Raw genomic sequence first — 20,623 nt, forward strand, 5'->3', positions numbered from 1 at the left:
AGTAAGCCCCCTAAATTTCTTTAATCTGACGCGTTAAATTCATGATTCTTGTTAAAGTATGATTCATTTCTGAATAATCTTGTTGTTTTTGATATTGAACAACTTTCTTTCTTAATTCATCGATCTCTTGTTGAATAAATTCTTGCTGTAAAACTTTGAAGCAATCATCTAACAGTTGTCGAGTAAAATCGAATAATTCTTGTTCCCACATTAACGAAGTTAAAAAATGACTTACTTGGGTATCGTTTATTCTATCAATGATACCAGTGAGTGGCAAATGATTTCCTTCGTAATAATATCGATCTAGCTCAAAAAATGCTTTACTTGTAAAATCATGAAAAAATACTGGAGGATTACTTAATTCTTCCATATAATCCCATGCCTCTTCGAAATAAATCAAATAGAATATAATTTGCTTTTCACTATTAAATGCTCGTTTTGATTTAATTTGCAAAGCAGATTCTTGTGTTATAAATTGTTCATTTGAAAAACTAGCTTGAGGTGGTTCCACACTATTATATTGCTCAGTGGGTTGCTTGTAATTATTCGGTCGAATATCACGAGCACGATTGACCTGTTCGGTAATGATTGCCTCCGAAAGATGATACTCATTCACTAAATCATTAATTCTTAATTGTTGTTCAATAGGTGATTTGATTTGGCTAATTAATTCGATAACTTTTTCAATATATTGTGCAAGTTCATATTCATCATTTAAATTGTAATCTTTCTTAAAAAAATCTCGATTAAACTCAAATTGTGAAATGCTTTGATTAATTAATTGTTGGAAACTATCTTTCCCGTGTTCCTTAATCCATTCATCAGGATCAAGTTTATTAGGTATCTGAATTGCTTTGATTTCTGCATTCGTTATACCTTGAGCTGTCTGAAAAGCTCGACTCGTTGCTTTTTGTCCAGCATCATCGCCATCAAAGGCAAAAATTAAAGTGTTCGTCATTTTACTTAATTGTTTTAAGTGATCCTCCGACAAACTTGTCCCCATCGAAGCAACCACATTCTCATATCCTGCTTGATATAAACTAATGACGTCCATGTAACCTTCTGCAATTAACACTTTATTCTGATTGCGAATGGGTAATCTAGCGTTGTCTAAATTATAAATTAACTTACCTTTTTTAAAGATATTTGTCTCAGGTGAGTTTAAATACTTGGCCGACTTTTCACTATTCTCTTGAAACACACGTCCAGAAAACGCTACAACATCTCCTCTACTATTACGAAGAGGAATCATAATTCGATTACGAAAACGATCAATTAATTCACCAGAGTCAGCCATATAAAAAATACCTGAATCTACTAGCTGTTCGGATGTAAAACCTGCCTTTTGTAAATATTGGACTAATAATTGTGAGTTATTTGGCGCTAAGCCAAATTGAAACACTTCTAACACTTCTTTTGTTAGCTGTCTTTGAATTAAATAATCAAAAGCTTCTGCACCATTATTTGTGCTCATTAAGTAGTAGTGGTAAAAATCATTTGCTTTTTCGTGTATATCATATAAATAACTAAATTCTTGCTGCTTTGAAGGTTGAGCTTGAATATATTTTTCATCAACCGTAATATTCGCAAACTCAGCTGCTTTTGCTACAGATTCAGTAAAAGAAATACCTTCAATTTCTTGTAGAAAACCAAAGATATTCCCCCCTCTCCCACAACTAAAACACTTATAAATTTGCTTCGGCTGTGAAACTGAAAAAGAAGGATTGTTATCCTCATGAAAAGGACATGAGGCCATGTAGTTTGTCCCACGCTTATTCAATTGAACATATTGTCCAATGAGTTCGACGATATCAACATTACTTTTAACCTCGTTGATAACTTCCTCTGGAATATAACTCAATTGAAATCACCTCTATTATTTCGAGTTAATTAGTGTAACTTTTGCTTGGTTTTGCCATGTATAACAGAATCGCACCGATAATAAATTGCACAATTAGAGCAAACAATCCTTTTAAAGAATCGCCTGTTATCTGCGCTACAACTCCTAAAATAGTCGTTCCTAATACGGAAGAGAACTTCCCGAAAATATTATAGAAACCATAAAACTGATTACTTTTCTCTCTAGGAATAATCTGACCAAAGTAAGAGCGACTTAAACCTTGAATTCCACCTTGAGCCGTTCCGACTAGCACAGCTAAAATCATAAAATCGGTAAATGAATCTAAACTTAATCCGAAAATACAAATAACTATATAAGTAGCAATACCAACAAATAACATTGTTCTAGTGCCAAAACGTCTAGCTAAATACCCGTACATAATAGAACATGGGAATGCTACGATTTGAACGACTAGCAACATGATGATAAGTTCATTTGCTGATAAGCCTAAATCTGTACCTACTGAAGTGGCCATCGCAATGATTGTTCCGACACCATCTATATAAAAGAAATAACCAAGTAAAAACAAATAGATATGTGGATATTTTTTTAATTCTTTTACAGTAGCAGTTAATGATTTCACCGTCGTTTGAATAATACCTTCAGTTTTTTCTAAGTAATTCACTTGATTTACATTCTTCCAATATGGAATTGTAAAGATAAACCACCATGCAGCTGTAAGTAAGAATCCAATATTAACAGTGACATTCGCAGGAAATATCCCTGTTAATTGGAACACCATAAATATTAAAAAGGGAAATACGCTACCGATATAACCTAAACCAAAGCCAGTTGAACTGACTTGATCTAGTCGTTCCGGTGTTGTTACATCCATAATCGAACTATCATAGAATATATTAGCTACGTGAAAACCAAATGAAGAAATCGTATAAACAATTAATAATAAAAACCAGTTACCATTTCCAATAAACATCATTGAAAATACAGCAATAATACCTAAGAGTGTTGAAATAGTGAATAAAGGTTTTCGATACCCTTTATAATCAGCACTCGTCCCAAGAAAAGGGGCTAAAACAGCTGTTAGAACTGTTGCAATCGCATTGGTATATCCAAGGTAAGCTGTTGAGTCTGCCCCACTTATACCTCCTGCATCCGCAACAGACTTATAAAAAATTGGGAATATAGCTGTTGTTATCATTAAGGAATAGGCTGAGTTTGCCCAATCTTGAAACATCCAACTCCACTCTGCTTTATTAAACTGACCTTTAAGTTGTTTAAACATTGTATTCTCCTGTTCTCTTGTTAGTTGATTTGACTTTCAATTACTTCCCAAATATCTTCTTTCCCTTCGGCTGTTTCAGAAGAGAATAAAAACAATGCATCACTCGTTGGTAATTCTAACTTTTTAGTGTACATCGAAATATGTTTATTTCGTTGGCTTCTTTTAATTTTATCAACTTTTGTTAAAACAATCGCATATGGAATGTCTAATTCATCAGCAAATTCTTTCATTTGAATGTCTAATTCTGTCGGTTCATGACGAAAGTCCATTAATAACAAGAGAGTTACTAAGTTGTCTCGGTTTGTTAAGTATTCAGTTATCATTTTAGCCCAACTAGCACGATCAGTTTTGGATACTTTCGCATACCCGTAACCAGGAACATCTACAAATCTGAACTTATCATCCATATTATAGAAATTTAACGTTTGAGTTTTCCCTGGTTGCCCAGATGTTCTAGCTAAGCCTTTTCTCTCAATTAATGTATTAATAAATGAAGATTTACCTACATTGGATCTTCCTGCTAAAGCGATTTCTGGTTTATCCATAGATGGATACTGTTCAAGCTTTACTGCAGTTATTTCGAGTTTTGGATTTTGTACTTTCATATTATGCTGCCTCGCTTTTATGAAATTTTTCGATTGTCATTACTATAATATTCAGGTTTATGCGCACCTTCGACATTTTCCTTCGTAATAATTATCTTAGCGATATCTTCACGACTCGGCACTTCGTACATAATTTCTAACATCACATTCTCGATGATTGATCTTAAACCACGTGCACCAGTTCCGCGTTCAAGCGCTTGTTGAGCAATTGCTTTTAATGCCTCTTCTTCAAATTCAAGTACTACATTATCCATTGATAATTGTTTTTTATATTGTTTAACAAGTGCATTTTTTGGTTTTGTTAGAATTGAAATTAAATCTTCTTCTGTTAACTTCTCTAAAGCTGCTGTGATAGGGATACGTCCAATGAATTCTGGGATTAATCCGAACTTAAGTAAATCTTCAGAAGTTACTTGTTGCATTAAACTTTTCGTTTCATCAATTTTTCCAGTTGTTTTACCAAAACCAATGACTTTACTGCCTAATCTTTCTTTTACAATCGTTTCGATCCCATCAAAGGCACCCCCAACGATGAATAAGATGTTCTTAGTATCTAATTTTAAGAATTCTTGATTTGGATGTTTGCGTCCACCTTTAGGAGGTATATTTGCTTCTGTACCTTCTAATATTTTTAATAAGGCTTGTTGGACACCTTCACCACTGACATCCCGTGTAATTGAAACATTTTCACTTTTTCTAGATATTTTATCAATTTCATCAATGTAGATAATACCTTTTTCTGCACGTTCAATATCATAATCTGCGGCTTGAACTAATTTTAATAGAACGTTCTCAACATCTTCCCCTACATAACCTGCTTCAGTTAGTGTGGTTGCATCAGCAATCGCAAATGGAACATTTAATGTTTTTGCCATTGTTTGTGCTAAGAAAGTCTTACCTGATCCTGTCGGCCCAATTAAAGCGATGTTACTTTTTTGTAACTCCACTTCATCATCAACCATCATATTCTGGTTCACTCTTTTATAATGATTATAAACAGCAACAGAAAGTGATTTTTTAGCTGCATCTTGTCCGATAACATAATCATCTAAAACGTCTTTAATTTCGCTAGGAATTAGCATTTTTACAGGTTCATGAGTTCTTTCACTTTTCAGTTCTTCATCGATAATGTTTTTACATAATTCGACACACTCATCACAAATATATACATCTGGTCCTGCAACAATTTTATTAACCTCATCTTGTGATTTTCCACAAAATGAACAATAGAAATTAGTCATATCCGATGTTTTTTTTGCCATTTATTATCCTCCTTAATTTTCTTTAAAAATATAAATAACATCAAAAGAGAGGGATGCAAAGAAGCCCCAAATTAAACACTAGTGACTCTTGCAATCCCTCTATAATATTAATCTTTAATCCTTATTATCTTACTTTTCTTCTGCAGAGTCAACAATGATGCTCATTGCTTTTTTCATCTTGATATCTGAATCTAACATGTCGTCAGATACAAATCCACGAACTTGGTCAACTTCCATACCATATTGTTCAGCAAGAGATTCTACTTCTCCTTCTTTTTCTTCGTCGCTTACTTCAAGGTTTTCAGCTTTAACGATAGCTTCTAATACTAAGTTTGTCTTAGTACGTAATTCAGCTTCTTCTTCGAATTGATCATGTAAGTCTTGAGATGTTGTACCAGTAATTTGGTAGTACATTTCAGGTTGAATACCTTGACGGCTTAAGTTATTTAAGAAGTAATCCATTTGACGGTGAATTTCTTCATGAACCATTGCCCATGGAACGCCACCTTCAACTTCTGCATTGTCAACAGCTTGGCGTAAAGCTAAGTCTTCAAAGATGTCTTTAGCTGCTTGTTGTTTTTCTTCTTCTAATTGAACACGAATTTTGTTCTCTAATTCTGCTAAAGTTTCAACTTCGTCATCAACGTCTTTAGCGAATTCATCATCTAATTCAGGTAATTCAGTAGCTTTAACTTCGTGTACTGTTACTTTGAACACAGCTTCTTTACCAGCTAATTCTTCAGCTTGGTATTCTTCTGGGAAAGTAACATTAACATCTAAGTTATCGCCAGCTTTAGTTCCAACTAATTGCTCTTCGAAACCAGGAATAAATGAATTTGATCCTAATTCTAATGAATGATTTTCTGCTTTACCACCATCGAATGCTTCAGTATCTACGAAACCTTCGTAATCGATAACTACAGTATCTCCTTCAACCGCTTCTGAATCTTTAACAACTAATTCAGCTAATTTCTCTTGGCGAGATTTGATTGCGTTTTGAACATCTTCATCAGTTACTTCAGTATCTTGTTTTTCTACTGATAATCCTTTATATTCACCAAGTTGAACATCTGGTTTTAATGTAACTTCTGCTTTCATTACCCAAGGTTCTTTTTTACCGATTGTTTCGATATCAAGTTTTGGTTGTCCAACCACATCTAAACCTGCTTCTTTAACTGCAGCTTCATATGCATCTGGTAATACAGCGTTTAAAGCTTCATCATATAATGCTTCTTCACCATATACGTTGTTAAAAATCTGACGTGGAACTTTCCCTTTACGGAAACCTGGAACTGATACAGTTTTTTGTACTTTTTTAAAGGCTTGGTCTAATCCTTTTTTTACTTCCTCTTGAGGAATTTCAAAAGTTAATGTACCTTCATTGCCTGTTGTTTTTTCAAAATTTGTAGTCATTAAGTTAACCCTCCAACACTTCTTGTTTTACATACCTTTGTATTCTAACCGAAAATTGCCCTTTTGTAAACTGTTTTACTCAATAATTCGTACAGATATAGCCTATGCAAATCTTTTTTCCATATAATATCACATATTATTCATGTTTCAACATGTAACTTATGATAATATACTATCTATGTTTGAATAATTGTTTATTATTTTTGTCAATTGGATTAATTTTATGTTTTATCTCTATTTTACCTATCTAACAGTTTAATTATTAGTTATAATGAAAAATAGTGATAAGGAGTGACATCATGGTGAAATATCCAATGGGACATGGTCCTAAAAAACAAATCAAATTAAAACGAAACAAGAGAATAAACTATGGAAGTCGAGGTATGTCTCTAGAAGAACGCTTGAATAAAAGTAATGAGTATTACCTGACTCATAGCTTAGCAGTCATTCATAAAAAACCCACTCCGATTCAAGTTGTTCGAGTGGATTATCCAAGACGAAGTGCTGCTCGGATCACAGAAGCATATTACCGTCATGCTTCAACGACGGATTATAATGGCGTATATCAAGGCAAGTACATTGATTTTGAAGCGAAGGAAACTAAAAACAAAATAAGCTTTCCTTTATCTAATTTACCAGAACATCAACGAGAACACATGCTTTCTTGTTTAGATCAAGGCGGTATCGCCTTTTTAATTGTATCTTTTAGTGAATTAGATGAAATTTATTTACTACCTTATCAATACATACATCAATATATAAATAATAATGACAAACAAAGTCTAACTTATGATTTTGTCAAGGAGAATGGGTATGAATGCCCTACTGGTATTTTTCCGATGATTGATTACTTAAAGGCTCTTGATGAATACTTGTTAGAAAATAATTAAAGTTACTTTGTAGAAAGGATGTCGTAAATGGCAACTGGAAGTCGTGTAGAACGCAAAAAATATAGAAATAAAAAAAATAATAAAGGAAACAAAAATAAACGCAATCGAAAACCGAAAAAAATCGTCAAACGAATTTTCATTTTACTCATTATGCTATTTTTCATTGCTGTCATTGGAGGAGCGGGGGTTTTCGGTTATTACGCAATGAATTCTCCTGAAATTAGCTTCAGTGATTTGCAAGGTCAAGTTTCGAGTAAGATTTATGATAAGTCTGGTGACTTAGTTAAAGAACTTGGAGGTCTAAATAAAGATGTCATGGAAGCATCGGAAATCCCACAAGTATTAGAAGATGCGGTTATCGCTATTGAAGATACTCGTTTTTATAATCATAATGGCGTTGACCCGATAAGAATTGTTGGTTCACTAATTGCAAACCTTCGAGCTGGAGGAATTGTTCAAGGTGGTAGTACTATTACTCAACAATTAGTAAAACTATCTGTATTCTCAACTGATTTCCAAGACCAAACATTAGAACGTAAATCTCAAGAAGCTTGGCTCGCAATGCAGATTGAACAAGAATATAATAAAGAGGAGATATTAACTTTATATTTAAATAAACTATTCTATTCAAATAATGTCTATGGTGCCAAAACAGCTGCTAAAGAATTCTTCGGAAAAGATATTCAAGAAATTAATTTAGCTGAAGCTGCCCTTTTGGCTGGTCTTCCTCAAGCACCTTCTAATTATGATCCTTATACAAATCCTGCTGAAGCTAAAGAACGTCGAGATTTAGTATTAGCAGTTATGTTAGATCGAGAAATGATTTCCCAACAACAATATGATGAAGCTGTTAATACGGCGATTGAATCAATGTTAGTTCCCTTATCTAACAGCTCAACAAATAAAGTTGATTTAGTCATTGATGCTTACTTAGATGTTGTCGCACAAGAAGTGCAAGATAAGATGAACATCAATATCTATACTGATGGCGTTGAAGTCTATACGAATATGGACTATCAAGCTCAAGAAAAACTTTACGATACAGTGAATAATAATGAAGCGGTTGTCTTCCCTGATGATCAAATGCAAACGGCTGCTTCTATTGTAGATGTGGATAATGGTCAATTAGTGGCCCTGATCGGTGGTCGTAAACAAGAAGTTGCGATGGGCTTAAACCGTGCAAATACATTGAATCGCTCAATTGGTTCAACTATGAAACCTTTATCAGCCTATGGACCAGCCCTAGAATACTTAAACTTCTCTACAGGTACATTGGTTGTTGATGAGCCGTATACCTATTCAAGCGGTCAAGAATTTTATAACTATGACTTTGAATATGAAGGTAATATGACACTTCGTGAAGCTTTAGCCGGCTCACGTAACATTCCAGCTTTAAAAGTACTTCAAGCTGTTGGATTAGATAATGCCTATGCCTTTTTACAAAAGATGGATATCAATATCCTCAATGACAACAAACGTGAATTAGTCGAAGCGAATGCCCTAGGTGGAGGTATTACACCTATTCAATTATCAGCAGCCTATGCTGCCATCGCAAATTATGGTGAATACAATAAGCCATATACGGTGAATCGTGTTATTACTTCTGCTGGTACTGAAGAAATATTCGAAACTGAAACGCGTCAAGCAATGAAAGATACTACTGCTTATATGCTAACAGACATTCTCAAAGGTGTGCCTGGTGTATTTGCTAGTAGTTCTGATATTGAAGGTATTTACCATGCTGGTAAAACTGGAACAACGAATTATACAGAAGATCAGTTAGCAGCTCTTGGTTTAGACCAAGGAACATATGCTGCTCCTGATGGTTGGTATGTCGGAATGAGTCCTCAGTATTCAATTAGTTCTTGGGTAGGTTATGATAATCCAAATGAACCTGGTAATTACTTAACACTTGAAGAAACTGCCATTCCTCAGCATATCTATCGTGAAATGATGACTTATTTAATGACTGATGTACCAGTAACAGATTGGGAGAAACCAGAAAGTATAGTTGAAGTAGAAATTGAAAAATATACTGATCCAATTTTATTACCGGGACCATATACTCCTGCAGAAGCTAAATCGAACGAATTATTTATTAGAGGTCAGGAACCTACAGAACAATCACTCGCTTATGGTCGTTATATTAATCCACCAACTGGATTTTACGCAGAATATGATCAAGAGAATAAAGTAATTAATGCTCAATGGGGGCCATTGACTGAATCTGGACAGTTCGAATTATCTGTAAACGGACAAGTTGTTTACACCGGAACGAATACTGCATTCCAAATTCCTGCAGAAAGTGATGGAGAATATGTCTTAAGATTACGAATCGTTGATGGTAATAGTAGTTCTGACGTGATGGTTATTACACTAACGCTAACAACTCAGGAAGATTCTTCCGGGGATGAATCTGAAAGTGAAGATGAGACAACTTCTTCCGACGATGAATCAGAAGAATCTACACCAGAAGGAACAGAAACTGAATCTGGACCAAATGGGAATGAATTACCTGAAGAAAATTCAAGTGTTTTCGGTACAGAATCTGAATCAGAAAATAATCCATTGTAACAAAAAGAGTGAATGAGAATAAAAATCTCATTCACTCTTTTTTTGCTTTTATGGTGACAACCATCGACCAATTTGTTGGTCTGAATGATAAACAGCCTTATCTTTATCTTCTTCACTTACTTCAAGGTCACTTAAACTTTCCGGAACCAAATATGATTCTAAAAATATTGAGGATGGATTAATAAATCCAATAGTTTCAAACTGTTGATCATTTAAATGATATTGAACTCCTACTCTATGTGGTTCATTGACTTGTTCAGAGAAACTTAATAGACGTTGAGAAGTATAGTATATATTTCCTTTAGCTTCTATATAATAATATGTACCATCACTCCCCTTGTATTCAACCTCTTCAGTTAATTGTTCTGCATCGTAAAATGGGAGTGCCTCAAAATATTTCTTCATATATCCTTGCTTATAAAGTGACAGTTCCGAATAGGAATAAGGAAAGTCAAAAAATATTTTCTTCTCATATTTGCGATTAGCAGCATTAATATAACTATTCAAAGAAATCATTACATGATGTTCTTCGTACCCTCGGTAGACAAACACACCTGTTATAAACCAGAAAATAATCGTTACTAAAGCGATAACTTGTACGATTCTTTTTTTAATATAAGCAATTGAAGCAAAAAATATTATACCTAATACGCAACTGATTGTGACAAAAATCCACATATCATTAAAATAAAACTGTTCCATTGCAAGCCATTGTTCAAACATTTTGACGTCCCCATTCTAAAGTCATTTAATTTATCTAGTATAATTTTATAACTATATGATATAATAATTCACATAATAGTTTTAAGGAGTTAAATAATGAAAAGTAGTTATACTAATAATAACGCAAGAAGACTAGTTATTCTAGGTCTATTTATTGCATTAATCATCATTCAAAGTTGGGTACCCTTCCTTGGCTTTATTACCATTGGGCCAATTGCAATGACTATTATTCCCATTACGGTAATATTAAGTACATTGTGGCTCGGTACTAGAGATGGTATGATTCTAGGCCTAGTTTTTGGTTTAAACTCACTTGTTCGTGCATGGCTTATTGGTAATCCGGTAGAAAGAATGATCTTCACGTCGCCTTTAGTTAGTGTTTTACCACGAATTCTTATGCCACTTCTTTTAGGTTTATGTATTAAATATATTCTTGATCGTTTTTCTGATTCTACTAAAGGTGCTGTTGCAGGCTTCATTGGTAGCATCTTAAATACGATTCTAGTTCTTGGCGCTATTGGAATCTTCAAACCTACAGAATATATTGGCGCCATAGATGGCGCAATTGTCAGTCAATTATGGCCGATTTTATGGGGAATTGTTACGGCCAATGGTATTCCAGAAGCGATTTTAGCAACAATTATTACACCCATTATCTTCATAGGGGTTAATCGCTCAAGACGTTAAAAAACAGCTTCAAAGTGATTTCACTTCGAAGCTGTTTTTTTATACGTCTTCTAAATATTCATAGCATTTGTTACTTCTAGCAGTACAGTAATATCTTCCGAATAGAACTAACAACTGATGTGCATGGCTCCAATATTTTTCAGGTAATTTTTCCATTAATATCTTCTCTACTTGTACGGGTGTAGCATCTTCAGGAACGATGTTTAATCTCTTGCATACTCTTTCAACATGAGTATCTACTGCAATCGCTGGTGTATCAAAAACAACTGAAAGTACAACATTTGCAGTTTTTCGTCCTACTCCAGAAAGTGACATCAAATCTTTACGGTTATCAGGGATCTTCCCATCAAATTTATCAACAATATCTTTAGCAGCACTTACTAAATACTTCGCTTTATTACGGTAAAGTCCAAGTGTTTTAATGTAGGGTTCAACTTCCTGAGCTGTGACTTGACTCATTGATTCTGGATTTGGAAAAGCTTCAAATAAGGCAGGTGCTATCTTATTCACTTGTTTATCTGTTGATTGTGCACTTAACATTACAGCAACTAGCATGTGGAAGGGATCATCATAATCTAATTCAGATTTAGCATCTGGAATTAATCGATCCATACGGTGGATAATATCAAGTACTTCTTCTGAATTTAATGTCATATGTCTCTCCTATTAATTGTTGTCCCAGTAATTAAGTGGTATTTCGATATGCTCATATTGTGAATCATCCACCATTTGTGAATTATTCTGATTATTTCGCTTCTCAAATCGCTCAATGTCCCTTTGAGCTTCTTCTGCCGTTCGAATATTTTTCTTTTCCCAATTGAGTAAAATACGATCAATGTATTTTAAACTCAATGCTTGGTTTAAAACTGCTTGTTTTAAAGCTAATTGAACTAATTTTTCATCGTATTTAGATATATTTACCCAGTCATTTAAGGTTTCTAACTCAATCTGTGTCAACTGTCTTCCAAATTCTTGTTCAAATGATGTTACAATATTTAATCCTTCATTTTTGGGAGTAGAATGGTTCTTTTTCGTATATTGTGCGCTCTGAGCACTTTGTTGGAAGTTTATCTCATCTAACTTGTCGAATAATGGTCTCAAAGTATAATGATCAGTTTGTTTGCCTTCATTATTCGGCACCAATTCGATTTCTAGGAAATCTTTATTCATAAGTTGACTTAATGTATCGCTCACTTTATGACTACTCCAACCAAGATTAATGGATATACGGTTCATATCTTCAGATAATCTTCCTCGATTGATTTGAGAAAAAATATATAATAATAAAACCATTTGATCACCGGTTAATTCAAGCTGATGGTATTGATCAAAAAGAATATTAGGTACCGACGTAAAACCGTCTTTAATCCAATCATAAGCCGTGCTTCTCATATCATCTTTAACTCCCTTCTATTAAAATTTTCCCTATAAACGCATAAAAGCCATCTGAAAATGGCTTTTACACAATAAATAATTTGTCCTATGGATATAAACGGTTTAATAATCTTGGGAATGGGGCTGTTTCTCTTATATGCTCAATTCCAGATAACCAAGCCACTACACGTTCAAGACCCATTCCAAACCCACTATGTGGTACGCTACCATAACGTGATATATCTAGGTACCATTGGTAAGCATCTAAATCTAAACCAAATTTAGTAAGGTTTTCTTTCATGATTTCGTAATCATTCAAACGTTCTGAACCACCAATGATTTCACCATATCCTTCTGGAGCAATCATGTCGGCACATAAGACTGTACGAGGATCTTCTGGATTAATCTTCATGTAGAATGGTTTAATTGCTTTTGGATAATTAACAATAAAGATTGGACGATCGTATTTACTAGCGATAAATGTTTCATGAGGTGAACCAAAGTCGTCTCCCCATTCAATATCATCGAAGTCATTCTCCGTTAATAATGCAATGGCATCAGTATAAGATACACGTGGGTAAGGTAATTTCGTATATTTTTCTAACGTAGCAACATCACGTTCTAAAGTAGATAAAGCTGAACCACAATGATCAATCACATTACGTACAATAAAAGCAACATACTCTTCTTGTACTTTTAAGCTTTCCTCATGATTGTAGTTTGCCATTTCAGGTTCCATCATCCAAAATTCAATTAAATGACGACGTGTTTTTGATTTTTCTGCTCTAAACGTTGGTCCAAATGAGAATACTTTACCAAAAGCCATTGCTGCAGCTTCTAAGTATAATTGACCACTCTGTGATAAGAATGCATCTTCATCAAAGTATTTAGTATGGAATAACTCAGTTGTACCTTCAGGAGAGCTTCCTGTTAAGATAGGAGGATCCACTTTAATATAACCACGATCATTATAGAATTCATAAGTTGCTCGAATAATTTCATTACGAATTTGCATTATAGCATGTTGTTTTGATGAACGTAACCATAAATGACGGTGATCCATTAAAAAGTCTGTTCCATGATCTTTAGGTGTAATTGGGTATTCATGACTTTCACCAATCACTTTAATTGAGTCAACTAACAGTTCATAACCTAAACTTGAACGGTCATCTGTTTGGATAACACCTGTTAATTCGACACTAGTTTCTTGTCCTAAGTGTTTAACTAACTCAAAAGTCTCTTCGCCTACTTGGTTTTTTAACACGACACCTTGGAAGTACTCGTGTCCATCGCGTAATTGTAGGAATGCAATTTTCCCACTACTTCTTTTGTTTGTAACCCACGCATGAATTATTACTTGTTTATCTATATAGTCGCCTGCTTGGCGCATTGTAATTGTATCCACAATATTCCCCCTATAATCTTAAATATTAGCGATAGTTTGAATCCATTCGCCATTTGACGCATTAATATAATAATACGATAGTGTATTATTCTCAGCTTTAAATGAAATCTCCCAAACGGGTTGCTTGCCCATCATCCCAAGACGTGGTCGTAATAGTTTCGTTGGTTCATTTTCACTGAGTGTAATTGATAAGGCATCTTGATGAGATATGATATCTTGAGAAGTATAATACTGAATATCTCCTCCGTCTTGCGTAATAATTGCATATATTTGATTTCCATTTTCATCTGTAAAATCTAGTGTAAAGTAAGATTCATCAATAGTTACCCAATAGAAATCGTTAACTTCTTCGACAGTATGATCTAAAGAAACTAAATCAACAGTTTCCTCTTGAGCTTGCACCATCGAACCCATACTTTGGGAATAGATAAATAATAATGCAATAAGTACAATTAACAATATAATTGTTAATCCTGATACTACTTTACGGTTCAACGTTTGGCCTCCTTTCAAGATTACTTTCTAATTTCATGACCGTTATATAATAACATATTTTTGACGTAAATTGAATAAACACTTAATGTCGTTAGTTCAATATATTAATTTCAACCATTGACTCTAATTGATCTAATATTTCTTTTGTATAGTACTTTGTATATAAACGCTTATCCATAATATAAAGTTTTTCATTCGCATAATTATTACTAATAAAATTGATGAGGTTTTTAATTCTTTGAATCATTTGTGGTAGTAATATATCATCAAATAATTCGGTTTGATCTTTTGTTTTCTTTAGATAATGATACTTCGCTTGAATTTTAGTTTCACCTGGAGATTGAAAAGGTAAATTATATAACAGAACTGAAATTTCAGTTTGCTTATCTCCCCAAAGAAGATCTGCGAAACTTCTTTCTCTAAGAATAACAATAACTTTTTCAGTTTCATGAATCCGCCTTCTAATTCGATTTAAACTACCTGTTATGGACTCAGCTAAGATATGATAATCTTTAGAAATTTCATCATTAAGAATTAACTTATGGAACAAATCCGAAACTAAAAACTGATTCGGCATAATAATTATTATTTTGTCACCTAACATCTTTCGATCACTATTTATAAAGTCAGATAAATCAGAAATTCGTGTGGCATTATCTTCACCTTGAATAAATTCAACAGGATGATTTATGATGTGTTTATTTTCTTTAAACAATGTTGGGAGTTTTAAATAATCGAAGGCTGCATCCAATTGAATCCAATTGGAATCTCCAGTCATTCTAGAATTATAATAGTTTCCTGAACTAACTAATAATGCACTTTGCATTTCAAGTAGCCAAGTAAGACTTTCTTTCTTAATAAGAATAGGCTTCACTTGAATAGAAATATTATAAAATTTATTATTGACTCGTGTTGCACTGATTGTCATATAATTGTTTTCGTCATTCATCAAATTCATTTGTTCTAGTTGGTTTATGAATCGATGTAAAAGTAGCACTGGTTGATTAATTTTCTTCACCTTTTCAGACTCAACATCTAATTGCTTATAAAAACTAGCTAATTTATCTCTAATCCTATTGGCAAAGTCCATGATCTTATTCGCGTCATCGGATTCAATATTCACGAAAGTTTGAACTTTTTCTTGTTGAATTTTATTATCAAATGATTCTTCTTTTAATATATTGCTGATTATCGAAATCAAATTATTACTTAAGTCTCTCATCGATTGAATCTCTTTGCTTAAATGAACAATATACTGATTATCACTGTAAACTAGTTGTATATCATCGAATAAATTAAGTAATTGATTATTTAAATCACTCAATTCAATATTCCTTTGTTGAATAAAGCGAGCAGAATCAATAAAAGAATTAACATTACCTATAATTAATTTTCGACTGAATAAATACTCTATTTGATCTCTGTTTTTTAGCATCATACTGTGCAAATTAGCGTCATAAGTTATAATAATATTTGCTTTTTTAGCATACTCAATTACTTGATGAAAATTCGAATGATTCTTGACTAATAAGTCCTTTGTCTGATGTTTGCTTAATAAATTTTTAATAGACAATTCTTTATTTATTTCGCTAAAATCGCCAAATTTTGAAAATGATTGCCAATGTATAGATGCCGCTATTACGAGTAATTCCTGTTGATTATTACGTTTAAAATTATATTGAAGAATATAATTTTCGAAAGCTTTTTCATGTAAATAATTTCCTTGTGACTTTAATAAAGCTATCTTTTCTAATGATGTGTGATTTACAATCAAGTCATTCCAATAATTCGATTCATCTAACGTTGGAAAAGATAATAAATGACGCCCCTCTTTTAAAATCGTTTCATTAAATATCACATCATATGGAATGGGACGATGCGTATCTTCTAACACAGCAAAAGGATGGGTTTGCCATTTTTCATTTATAAATTCAGAAAGGGTTAGGTTCTGTTTAGGTAAGTTTTCCCCTTCTAAATTTACTTTTGTCCTTTTGACACTAACTATCTCGTTTAAAATAAACTTATCTGGATTAGTAAAAAATTCTATTTCATTATATCTCAGGTTCCTTAAGAAAGGTTCCATTCGACTAAGAGTCTCAATCGGAATCTTTTTCGCAATTTTAGCTAACTCACTCACAATATCAACAGTGATTAATGCATCTGAATAGGCATCATGAGCTTCACTGTATTCTAAATTAAAATGACGACTTAAATCAGTTAAATTAAACCCGATTGCAGTTGGAACGATAATTTTCGCAAGAACTACTGAATCTAAAGCGACAGGATTAAAATCCAGATCAAATCTTTCAAAACTTTCTTTAAGTATACGTAAGTCAAAGCCTAAATTATGAGCAATAAAGACACAATCTTTGAGTCTCTCATGCCATAAAGTTGCTACACTATTAAATTGTGGTGCATTCACCACATCTTCTTCTTTGATGCCTGTTAACTTAGCAATGTGATCTGGAATCTCGCGATTAGGATTTATTAACATCGAATATGTATTAACAATATTGCCTTCAGATATAATAATTGCTCCTATTTGGATGATTCGGTCACCCTCGTCAATATTTGGACCTGTCGTTTCAATATCAACGATTGCAATTTTATTCTTTAACCTAGGCATACAAACACTCCTAATCTATACTGCCTCTATTTTTTATATAAGTTTCAATCATACTATAAGTATTTTCTAGTTCCATTTCAATAATTAATCGTTCTATCTTATCTAACCATGCCCCAATTTCTGGACCGCCTTTTTTAAGATTAAGGATTGTCATAACATCTTTTCCATTAACGGCTATATCTTTTTTGCTTTTAATAGGTAATGCGTTGTAGATATCAGCGACAAATTTATGGTCTAAAAATTGAGTTTCAAATAAAAAGTCTTCAACAAGTTGAACATTCAAGTAGTCATAATTGTAAACTTCCCAACTTGTGACTAGTTCTTCTTTAAAGTAGTCAAACAATTGAATCATTTGGATCACATCTTTAATAAATGCATTACTGTGTGTCCATTCTTTTAAGAAACTTCTGATTGTTTCTGGCTGAATGATTCCCATGTGCTTTAGCATTCTAGCCCAAACTAAACGCTCATCACGTAAAGCATTTGGTGTGTCTTTAAAATCTTTACTTAATTCAGACATGACTGTTTCTGCTAACGCTTGCGTAAACCCAGGCAAGTATTCAGCTAACCCTGTGTTGACGAGTAACTGGGATTTTTCAGTAAAAGAATTTCCAAGTAAAAATTTACTAAATTCTATTCTGATTCGTTCAATTGAAATATGTTGTAAATTTGCTTTTAAAGCTTGAATCGCATTAAATGACTCTTGTTCAATCTCAAAACCTAACTGAGAGGCAAATCGAATCGCTCTCATCATTCTTAAAGCATCTTCTAAGAAGCGCTCCTTTGCATTGCCAACACATCTGATTAGATGGTCATTTAAATCCTTTACACCGCCGTGGTAGTCATATAATTCGCCTTGGCGATCAAATGCCATCGCATTAATTGTAAAATCACGTCTTAACGTGTCTTCTCTTAAATTACGAACGAAATTTACTTCATCTGGCCGTCTATAATCAGTATAGTCGCCTTCCGTTCTAAATGTTGTTATTTCATAAGGCGCTTTATCCACAACAACAACAATTGTCCCATGTTCCTTACCGACATCAAAGGTAATCGGAAACATAGCTTCAACTTCTTCTGGTCTTGCACTGCTTGCAATATCAATGTCATTAATTTTTTTATTTAATAATGTATCTCTTACACAACCCCCAACAAAATAAACCTCATATCCATGAGACTCAATTTGTCCTAATACAGGAATTGCTTCTTGAAATAATGGATCTGTCAGTGATACAAACATATTATTCACCTTTCAATTTTTCAATTTGTTTTAAATAATAACTCACTTTATCAAAATCGTATTTCTCTAAAGCGGTATTTAAATCTTTATTTAATAAAGACAGTTTCGTCTCCAATGAAATCTGATATAGACTATCTTCTAAGTCCATCAAAAATTGTATATTTTCTGGGATATACGGATTATCTTCAAAAACATCAAATCTGTACAGTTGTTGATAAAGGTGAGGAATATCCACTTCAACATAAAAATCTTGCTTTGAAAAACGATGATTCAAGCGAATATCATGAAAGGCTTGGTCGCTCAAAGTATAACTTAGCTGATCTTTATAATAGATAAAAGGCAGTTTTGTATTCGGGTTAAAGGAAATGTAAATTCCACGCGGAGCATACTTTGCCCCATCAGTGAAGAGTATATTATTCATTAGCTCAGAATTTGTTGATAGAAATTGCAATAAATAATTTACAGATGGATTAGAATGTTGGTAATTTGAAATTAACCATTTTAAAAATTGTCTTTTCCTTTCATTTCTCTCCATTTTCTTACTCCCAATCTTTATATTCATCTAAGTCAGAAAAGTCATTTTTAGACTGTATTTCTTTACTCAAAGCTTTCAATCTTGGTATATCATAAAACGTATTATTATATTGATTGACGACTTCTAATGCCTTCTCTACTTCTTTATTCGTAAAATAAAAATTAGCTAGACGGAAAGCTAATTCCTCGTGAGGAAGTAAGTAATCAAGTGCAATTAAATAATCTTCTTCTGCTTTATCCTTAAGACCCAAAGCTTCATAAACAATCGCAAAATGATAACTCATATATTCATGATCAATTTGCTGCCCTTCAAATACTCGTAAAAAATGTAAGGCCTGTGCCGCATCACTTTTACTTAAGTAATAATTTACGATAATGTTAATTGCCAAATAAAAATCTTCACTATTATCAATTAAGTTTGTATAATCGACGAGCTTTTCTATGATGTCATCATTTAAATGATCCACATCATTGGCTACTTTTGCTATGTTTAATATCATTGGATCTAAAGGTGGCAATGTTTTTGCTGACCATGTTAATTCTTTATATAAATTAGATTTCTGTCCAGTTGTTTTATATAACTCGATTAAAAGAATTGAATAATTTATATTATCTGGATTTTTTTGAAGTGCTTTTTTTGCGTAATCGATTGCTCTATCAAATTGAAATAACGTCTTAAATACATTTGCAAATACGAAGAATTCATCTTCAGTTTCTAATGGAATTCGCTCATCTTTTTCAAGTTTTTCAACAACTGCTAAGTCAATAATTTCTTTTAAGGACTCCACTTCAACTAGTTTCAGTCGAACATCACGAATATTTTCATAATCATCTAAATAATCATAAACCGCTCTATAATAGTTCTCTGCTTGGCTAATATTTTGCTGTTCTAAGTATATATCTCCTAAATCTTCATAGGCTTCCCCTAGTGTTGGATAACTTTTAATAATCTGGCGATACATATCAATAGCTTCTGTATGACGATTTAACTTTTTAAGTAATCTTGCTTCCAATAATTTGAGTTCAGGATCTTCTTTGTCAGATTTCGCTAAATCTAACCAATAAAAGTACGCCTTATCATAGGCTTCATATTGGTATAATTTGTTTACAATTTGCTTAGCATATTTTTTATATTTTTTTAATTCAAATAATTCGATTAACACTGTGAGTCCTTGGTCAATAGATCCAGTTTTGAATAAAATATCTGCTAGGCTTTCTAGTGCAGGTATATAACTACTATCTTCACTTGCTCTTTCTATATAATCAATAATAACTAACCGTTGTTCTTCAATGGTATCTACATTTCCTAATTCTTCTAAAATCTCATCTAGGATTGTCATTATCAAACCCTCCTTTACTCATTCTTATTTATTATACCACCGACATGTATTGTTGCCAAAATTAATCGGCGAATAATTGAATATTATGTGTCGTATATTTAAATTGGAAATTGCGAGGAATTGACTGATTATGTAAAGTGGAAATATTTAGTCTACTTGCGGTCCACTAAAATTATCAATAATCAAAATCGAGTAGGAGACTAGCCATTATTTGACTAGTCGACCTCTCACACCACCGTGCGTACGGCGGTTCAATACCTTGCGTAAGCAGACTCTACCAATTCGCTTAGTGGAACTAAGCCCCATTGGTGG

At 33.1% G+C, this 20,623-nt stretch carries 17 protein-coding genes; 3 read left to right on the forward strand and 14 right to left on the reverse strand.

Annotated elements, in window-relative coordinates; translation table 11 throughout:
• Positions 1-10 precede the first annotated feature (10 nt).
• The 5 genes from dnaG to tig all read right to left on the reverse strand — a co-directional run bounded on the left by dnaG (position 11) and on the right by tig (position 6,423).
• Positions 11-1,861 carry a DNA primase gene (dnaG, locus tag ACEN31_RS04955; RefSeq protein ID WP_407108793.1) on the reverse strand — a complete coding sequence of 617 codons (1,851 nt, stop codon included), beginning with the start codon at positions 1,859-1,861 and terminating at the stop codon, positions 11-13.
• Positions 1,862-1,886: 25 nt separating this feature from the next.
• On the reverse strand, positions 1,887-3,143 hold the full coding sequence (locus ACEN31_RS04960; RefSeq protein WP_407108794.1) for an MFS transporter: 1,257 nt from the start codon (positions 3,141-3,143) through the stop codon (positions 1,887-1,889).
• A 20-nt stretch (positions 3,144-3,163) separates the two neighbouring features.
• Positions 3,164-3,748, reverse strand: coding sequence for a ribosome biogenesis GTP-binding protein YihA/YsxC (yihA, locus tag ACEN31_RS04965; RefSeq protein WP_407090634.1), 585 nt, complete (start codon positions 3,746-3,748; stop codon positions 3,164-3,166).
• 17 nt (positions 3,749-3,765) lie between these two features.
• A complete protein-coding gene (gene clpX / locus ACEN31_RS04970; protein ID WP_407090633.1) occupies positions 3,766-5,010 on the reverse strand; it encodes an ATP-dependent Clp protease ATP-binding subunit ClpX in 1,245 nt (414 codons plus the stop codon).
• Positions 5,011-5,139: 129 nt separating this feature from the next.
• Complete coding sequence (gene tig, locus ACEN31_RS04975) at positions 5,140-6,423, reverse strand: trigger factor (RefSeq protein ID WP_407108795.1); 1,284 nt, start codon at positions 6,421-6,423, stop codon at positions 5,140-5,142.
• Between the two features lie 299 nt (positions 6,424-6,722).
• Here tig and recU point away from each other — a divergent pair, with 299 nt between their 5' ends.
• A complete protein-coding gene (recU, locus tag ACEN31_RS04980; RefSeq protein ID WP_407108796.1) occupies positions 6,723-7,313 on the forward strand; it encodes a Holliday junction resolvase RecU in 591 nt (196 codons plus the stop codon).
• Between the two features lie 27 nt (positions 7,314-7,340).
• Positions 7,341-9,887, forward strand: coding sequence for a PBP1A family penicillin-binding protein (locus ACEN31_RS04985; protein ID WP_407108797.1), 2,547 nt, complete (start codon positions 7,341-7,343; stop codon positions 9,885-9,887).
• A 48-nt stretch (positions 9,888-9,935) separates the two neighbouring features.
• Here ACEN31_RS04985 and ACEN31_RS04990 read toward each other — a convergent pair whose 3' ends face one another.
• Entirely contained in the window at positions 9,936-10,610 is a 675-nt protein-coding gene (locus ACEN31_RS04990) for a hypothetical protein (protein WP_407108798.1), read from the reverse strand.
• 96 nt (positions 10,611-10,706) lie between these two features.
• On the opposite strand from ACEN31_RS04990, the gene ACEN31_RS04995 reads away from it, so the two are divergent.
• Complete coding sequence (locus ACEN31_RS04995; protein WP_407108799.1) at positions 10,707-11,297, forward strand: ECF transporter S component; 591 nt, start codon at positions 10,707-10,709, stop codon at positions 11,295-11,297.
• 39 nt (positions 11,298-11,336) lie between these two features.
• Here the strand turns inward: ACEN31_RS04995 and nth are convergent, their stop codons facing one another.
• The 8 genes from nth to ACEN31_RS05035 form a co-directional block, all read right to left on the reverse strand.
• Complete coding sequence (gene nth, locus ACEN31_RS05000) at positions 11,337-11,951, reverse strand: endonuclease III (RefSeq protein ID WP_407090138.1); 615 nt, start codon at positions 11,949-11,951, stop codon at positions 11,337-11,339.
• Positions 11,952-11,963: 12 nt separating this feature from the next.
• The gene (locus tag ACEN31_RS05005) at positions 11,964-12,689 is read right to left on the reverse strand and encodes a DnaD domain-containing protein (RefSeq protein WP_407090137.1); all 726 of its coding nucleotides are present in this window, start codon (positions 12,687-12,689) and stop codon (positions 11,964-11,966) included.
• A gap of 88 nt (positions 12,690-12,777) precedes the next feature.
• Positions 12,778-14,061 (reverse strand): asparagine--tRNA ligase, encoded by a 1,284-nt coding sequence (gene asnS / locus ACEN31_RS05010; protein ID WP_407108805.1) that lies wholly within the window; start codon positions 14,059-14,061, stop codon positions 12,778-12,780.
• A gap of 33 nt (positions 14,062-14,094) precedes the next feature.
• Positions 14,095-14,571, reverse strand: a complete 477-nt coding sequence (locus tag ACEN31_RS05015; protein WP_407108800.1) for a PepSY domain-containing protein — start codon at positions 14,569-14,571, stop codon at positions 14,095-14,097.
• A gap of 91 nt (positions 14,572-14,662) precedes the next feature.
• Positions 14,663-17,197 carry an exonuclease domain-containing protein gene (locus tag ACEN31_RS05020; RefSeq protein WP_407108801.1) on the reverse strand — a complete coding sequence of 845 codons (2,535 nt, stop codon included), beginning with the start codon at positions 17,195-17,197 and terminating at the stop codon, positions 14,663-14,665.
• Positions 17,198-17,207: 10 nt separating this feature from the next.
• Positions 17,208-18,437, reverse strand: a complete 1,230-nt coding sequence (locus ACEN31_RS05025) for a CCA tRNA nucleotidyltransferase (RefSeq protein ID WP_407108806.1) — start codon at positions 18,435-18,437, stop codon at positions 17,208-17,210.
• 1 nt (position 18,438) lies between these two features.
• Positions 18,439-18,972, reverse strand: a complete 534-nt coding sequence (locus tag ACEN31_RS05030) for a YpiB family protein (RefSeq protein WP_407108802.1) — start codon at positions 18,970-18,972, stop codon at positions 18,439-18,441.
• 4 nt (positions 18,973-18,976) lie between these two features.
• Positions 18,977-20,311 carry a tetratricopeptide repeat protein gene (locus ACEN31_RS05035; protein ID WP_407108803.1) on the reverse strand — a complete coding sequence of 445 codons (1,335 nt, stop codon included), beginning with the start codon at positions 20,309-20,311 and terminating at the stop codon, positions 18,977-18,979.
• Between the last annotated feature and the right edge of the window lie 312 nt (positions 20,312-20,623).

Source organism: Ruoffia sp. FAM 26255 (assembly GCF_045528525.1).
Classification (GTDB): domain Bacteria; phylum Bacillota; class Bacilli; order Lactobacillales; family Aerococcaceae; genus Ruoffia; species Ruoffia tabacinasalis.

Excerpts from the sequence above, each read along its gene's own strand:
- ACEN31_RS04960 (WP_407108794.1), bottom strand. The coding sequence starts at position 3,143 with ATGTTTAAACAACTTAAAGGTCAGTTTAATAAAGCAGAGTGGAGTTGG.
- yihA (WP_407090634.1), bottom strand. The coding sequence starts at position 3,748 with ATGAAAGTACAAAATCCAAAACTCGAAATAACTGCAGTAAAGCTTGAA.
- clpX (WP_407090633.1), bottom strand. The coding sequence starts at position 5,010 with ATGGCAAAAAAAACATCGGATATGACTAATTTCTATTGTTCATTTTGT.
- tig (WP_407108795.1), bottom strand. The coding sequence starts at position 6,423 with ATGACTACAAATTTTGAAAAAACAACAGGCAATGAAGGTACATTAACT.
- recU (WP_407108796.1), top strand. The coding sequence starts at position 6,723 with ATGGTGAAATATCCAATGGGACATGGTCCTAAAAAACAAATCAAATTA.
- ACEN31_RS04985 (WP_407108797.1), top strand. The coding sequence starts at position 7,341 with ATGGCAACTGGAAGTCGTGTAGAACGCAAAAAATATAGAAATAAAAAA.
- ACEN31_RS04990 (WP_407108798.1), bottom strand. The coding sequence starts at position 10,610 with ATGTTTGAACAATGGCTTGCAATGGAACAGTTTTATTTTAATGATATG.
- ACEN31_RS04995 (WP_407108799.1), top strand. The coding sequence starts at position 10,707 with ATGAAAAGTAGTTATACTAATAATAACGCAAGAAGACTAGTTATTCTA.
- nth (WP_407090138.1), bottom strand. The coding sequence starts at position 11,951 with ATGACATTAAATTCAGAAGAAGTACTTGATATTATCCACCGTATGGAT.
- ACEN31_RS05005 (WP_407090137.1), bottom strand. The coding sequence starts at position 12,689 with ATGAGAAGCACGGCTTATGATTGGATTAAAGACGGTTTTACGTCGGTA.
- asnS (WP_407108805.1), bottom strand. The coding sequence starts at position 14,061 with ATGCGCCAAGCAGGCGACTATATAGATAAACAAGTAATAATTCATGCG.
- ACEN31_RS05020 (WP_407108801.1), bottom strand. The coding sequence starts at position 17,197 with ATGCCTAGGTTAAAGAATAAAATTGCAATCGTTGATATTGAAACGACA.
- ACEN31_RS05025 (WP_407108806.1), bottom strand. The coding sequence starts at position 18,437 with ATGTTTGTATCACTGACAGATCCATTATTTCAAGAAGCAATTCCTGTA.
- ACEN31_RS05030 (WP_407108802.1), bottom strand. The coding sequence starts at position 18,972 with ATGGAGAGAAATGAAAGGAAAAGACAATTTTTAAAATGGTTAATTTCA.
- ACEN31_RS05035 (WP_407108803.1), bottom strand. The coding sequence starts at position 20,311 with ATGACAATCCTAGATGAGATTTTAGAAGAATTAGGAAATGTAGATACC.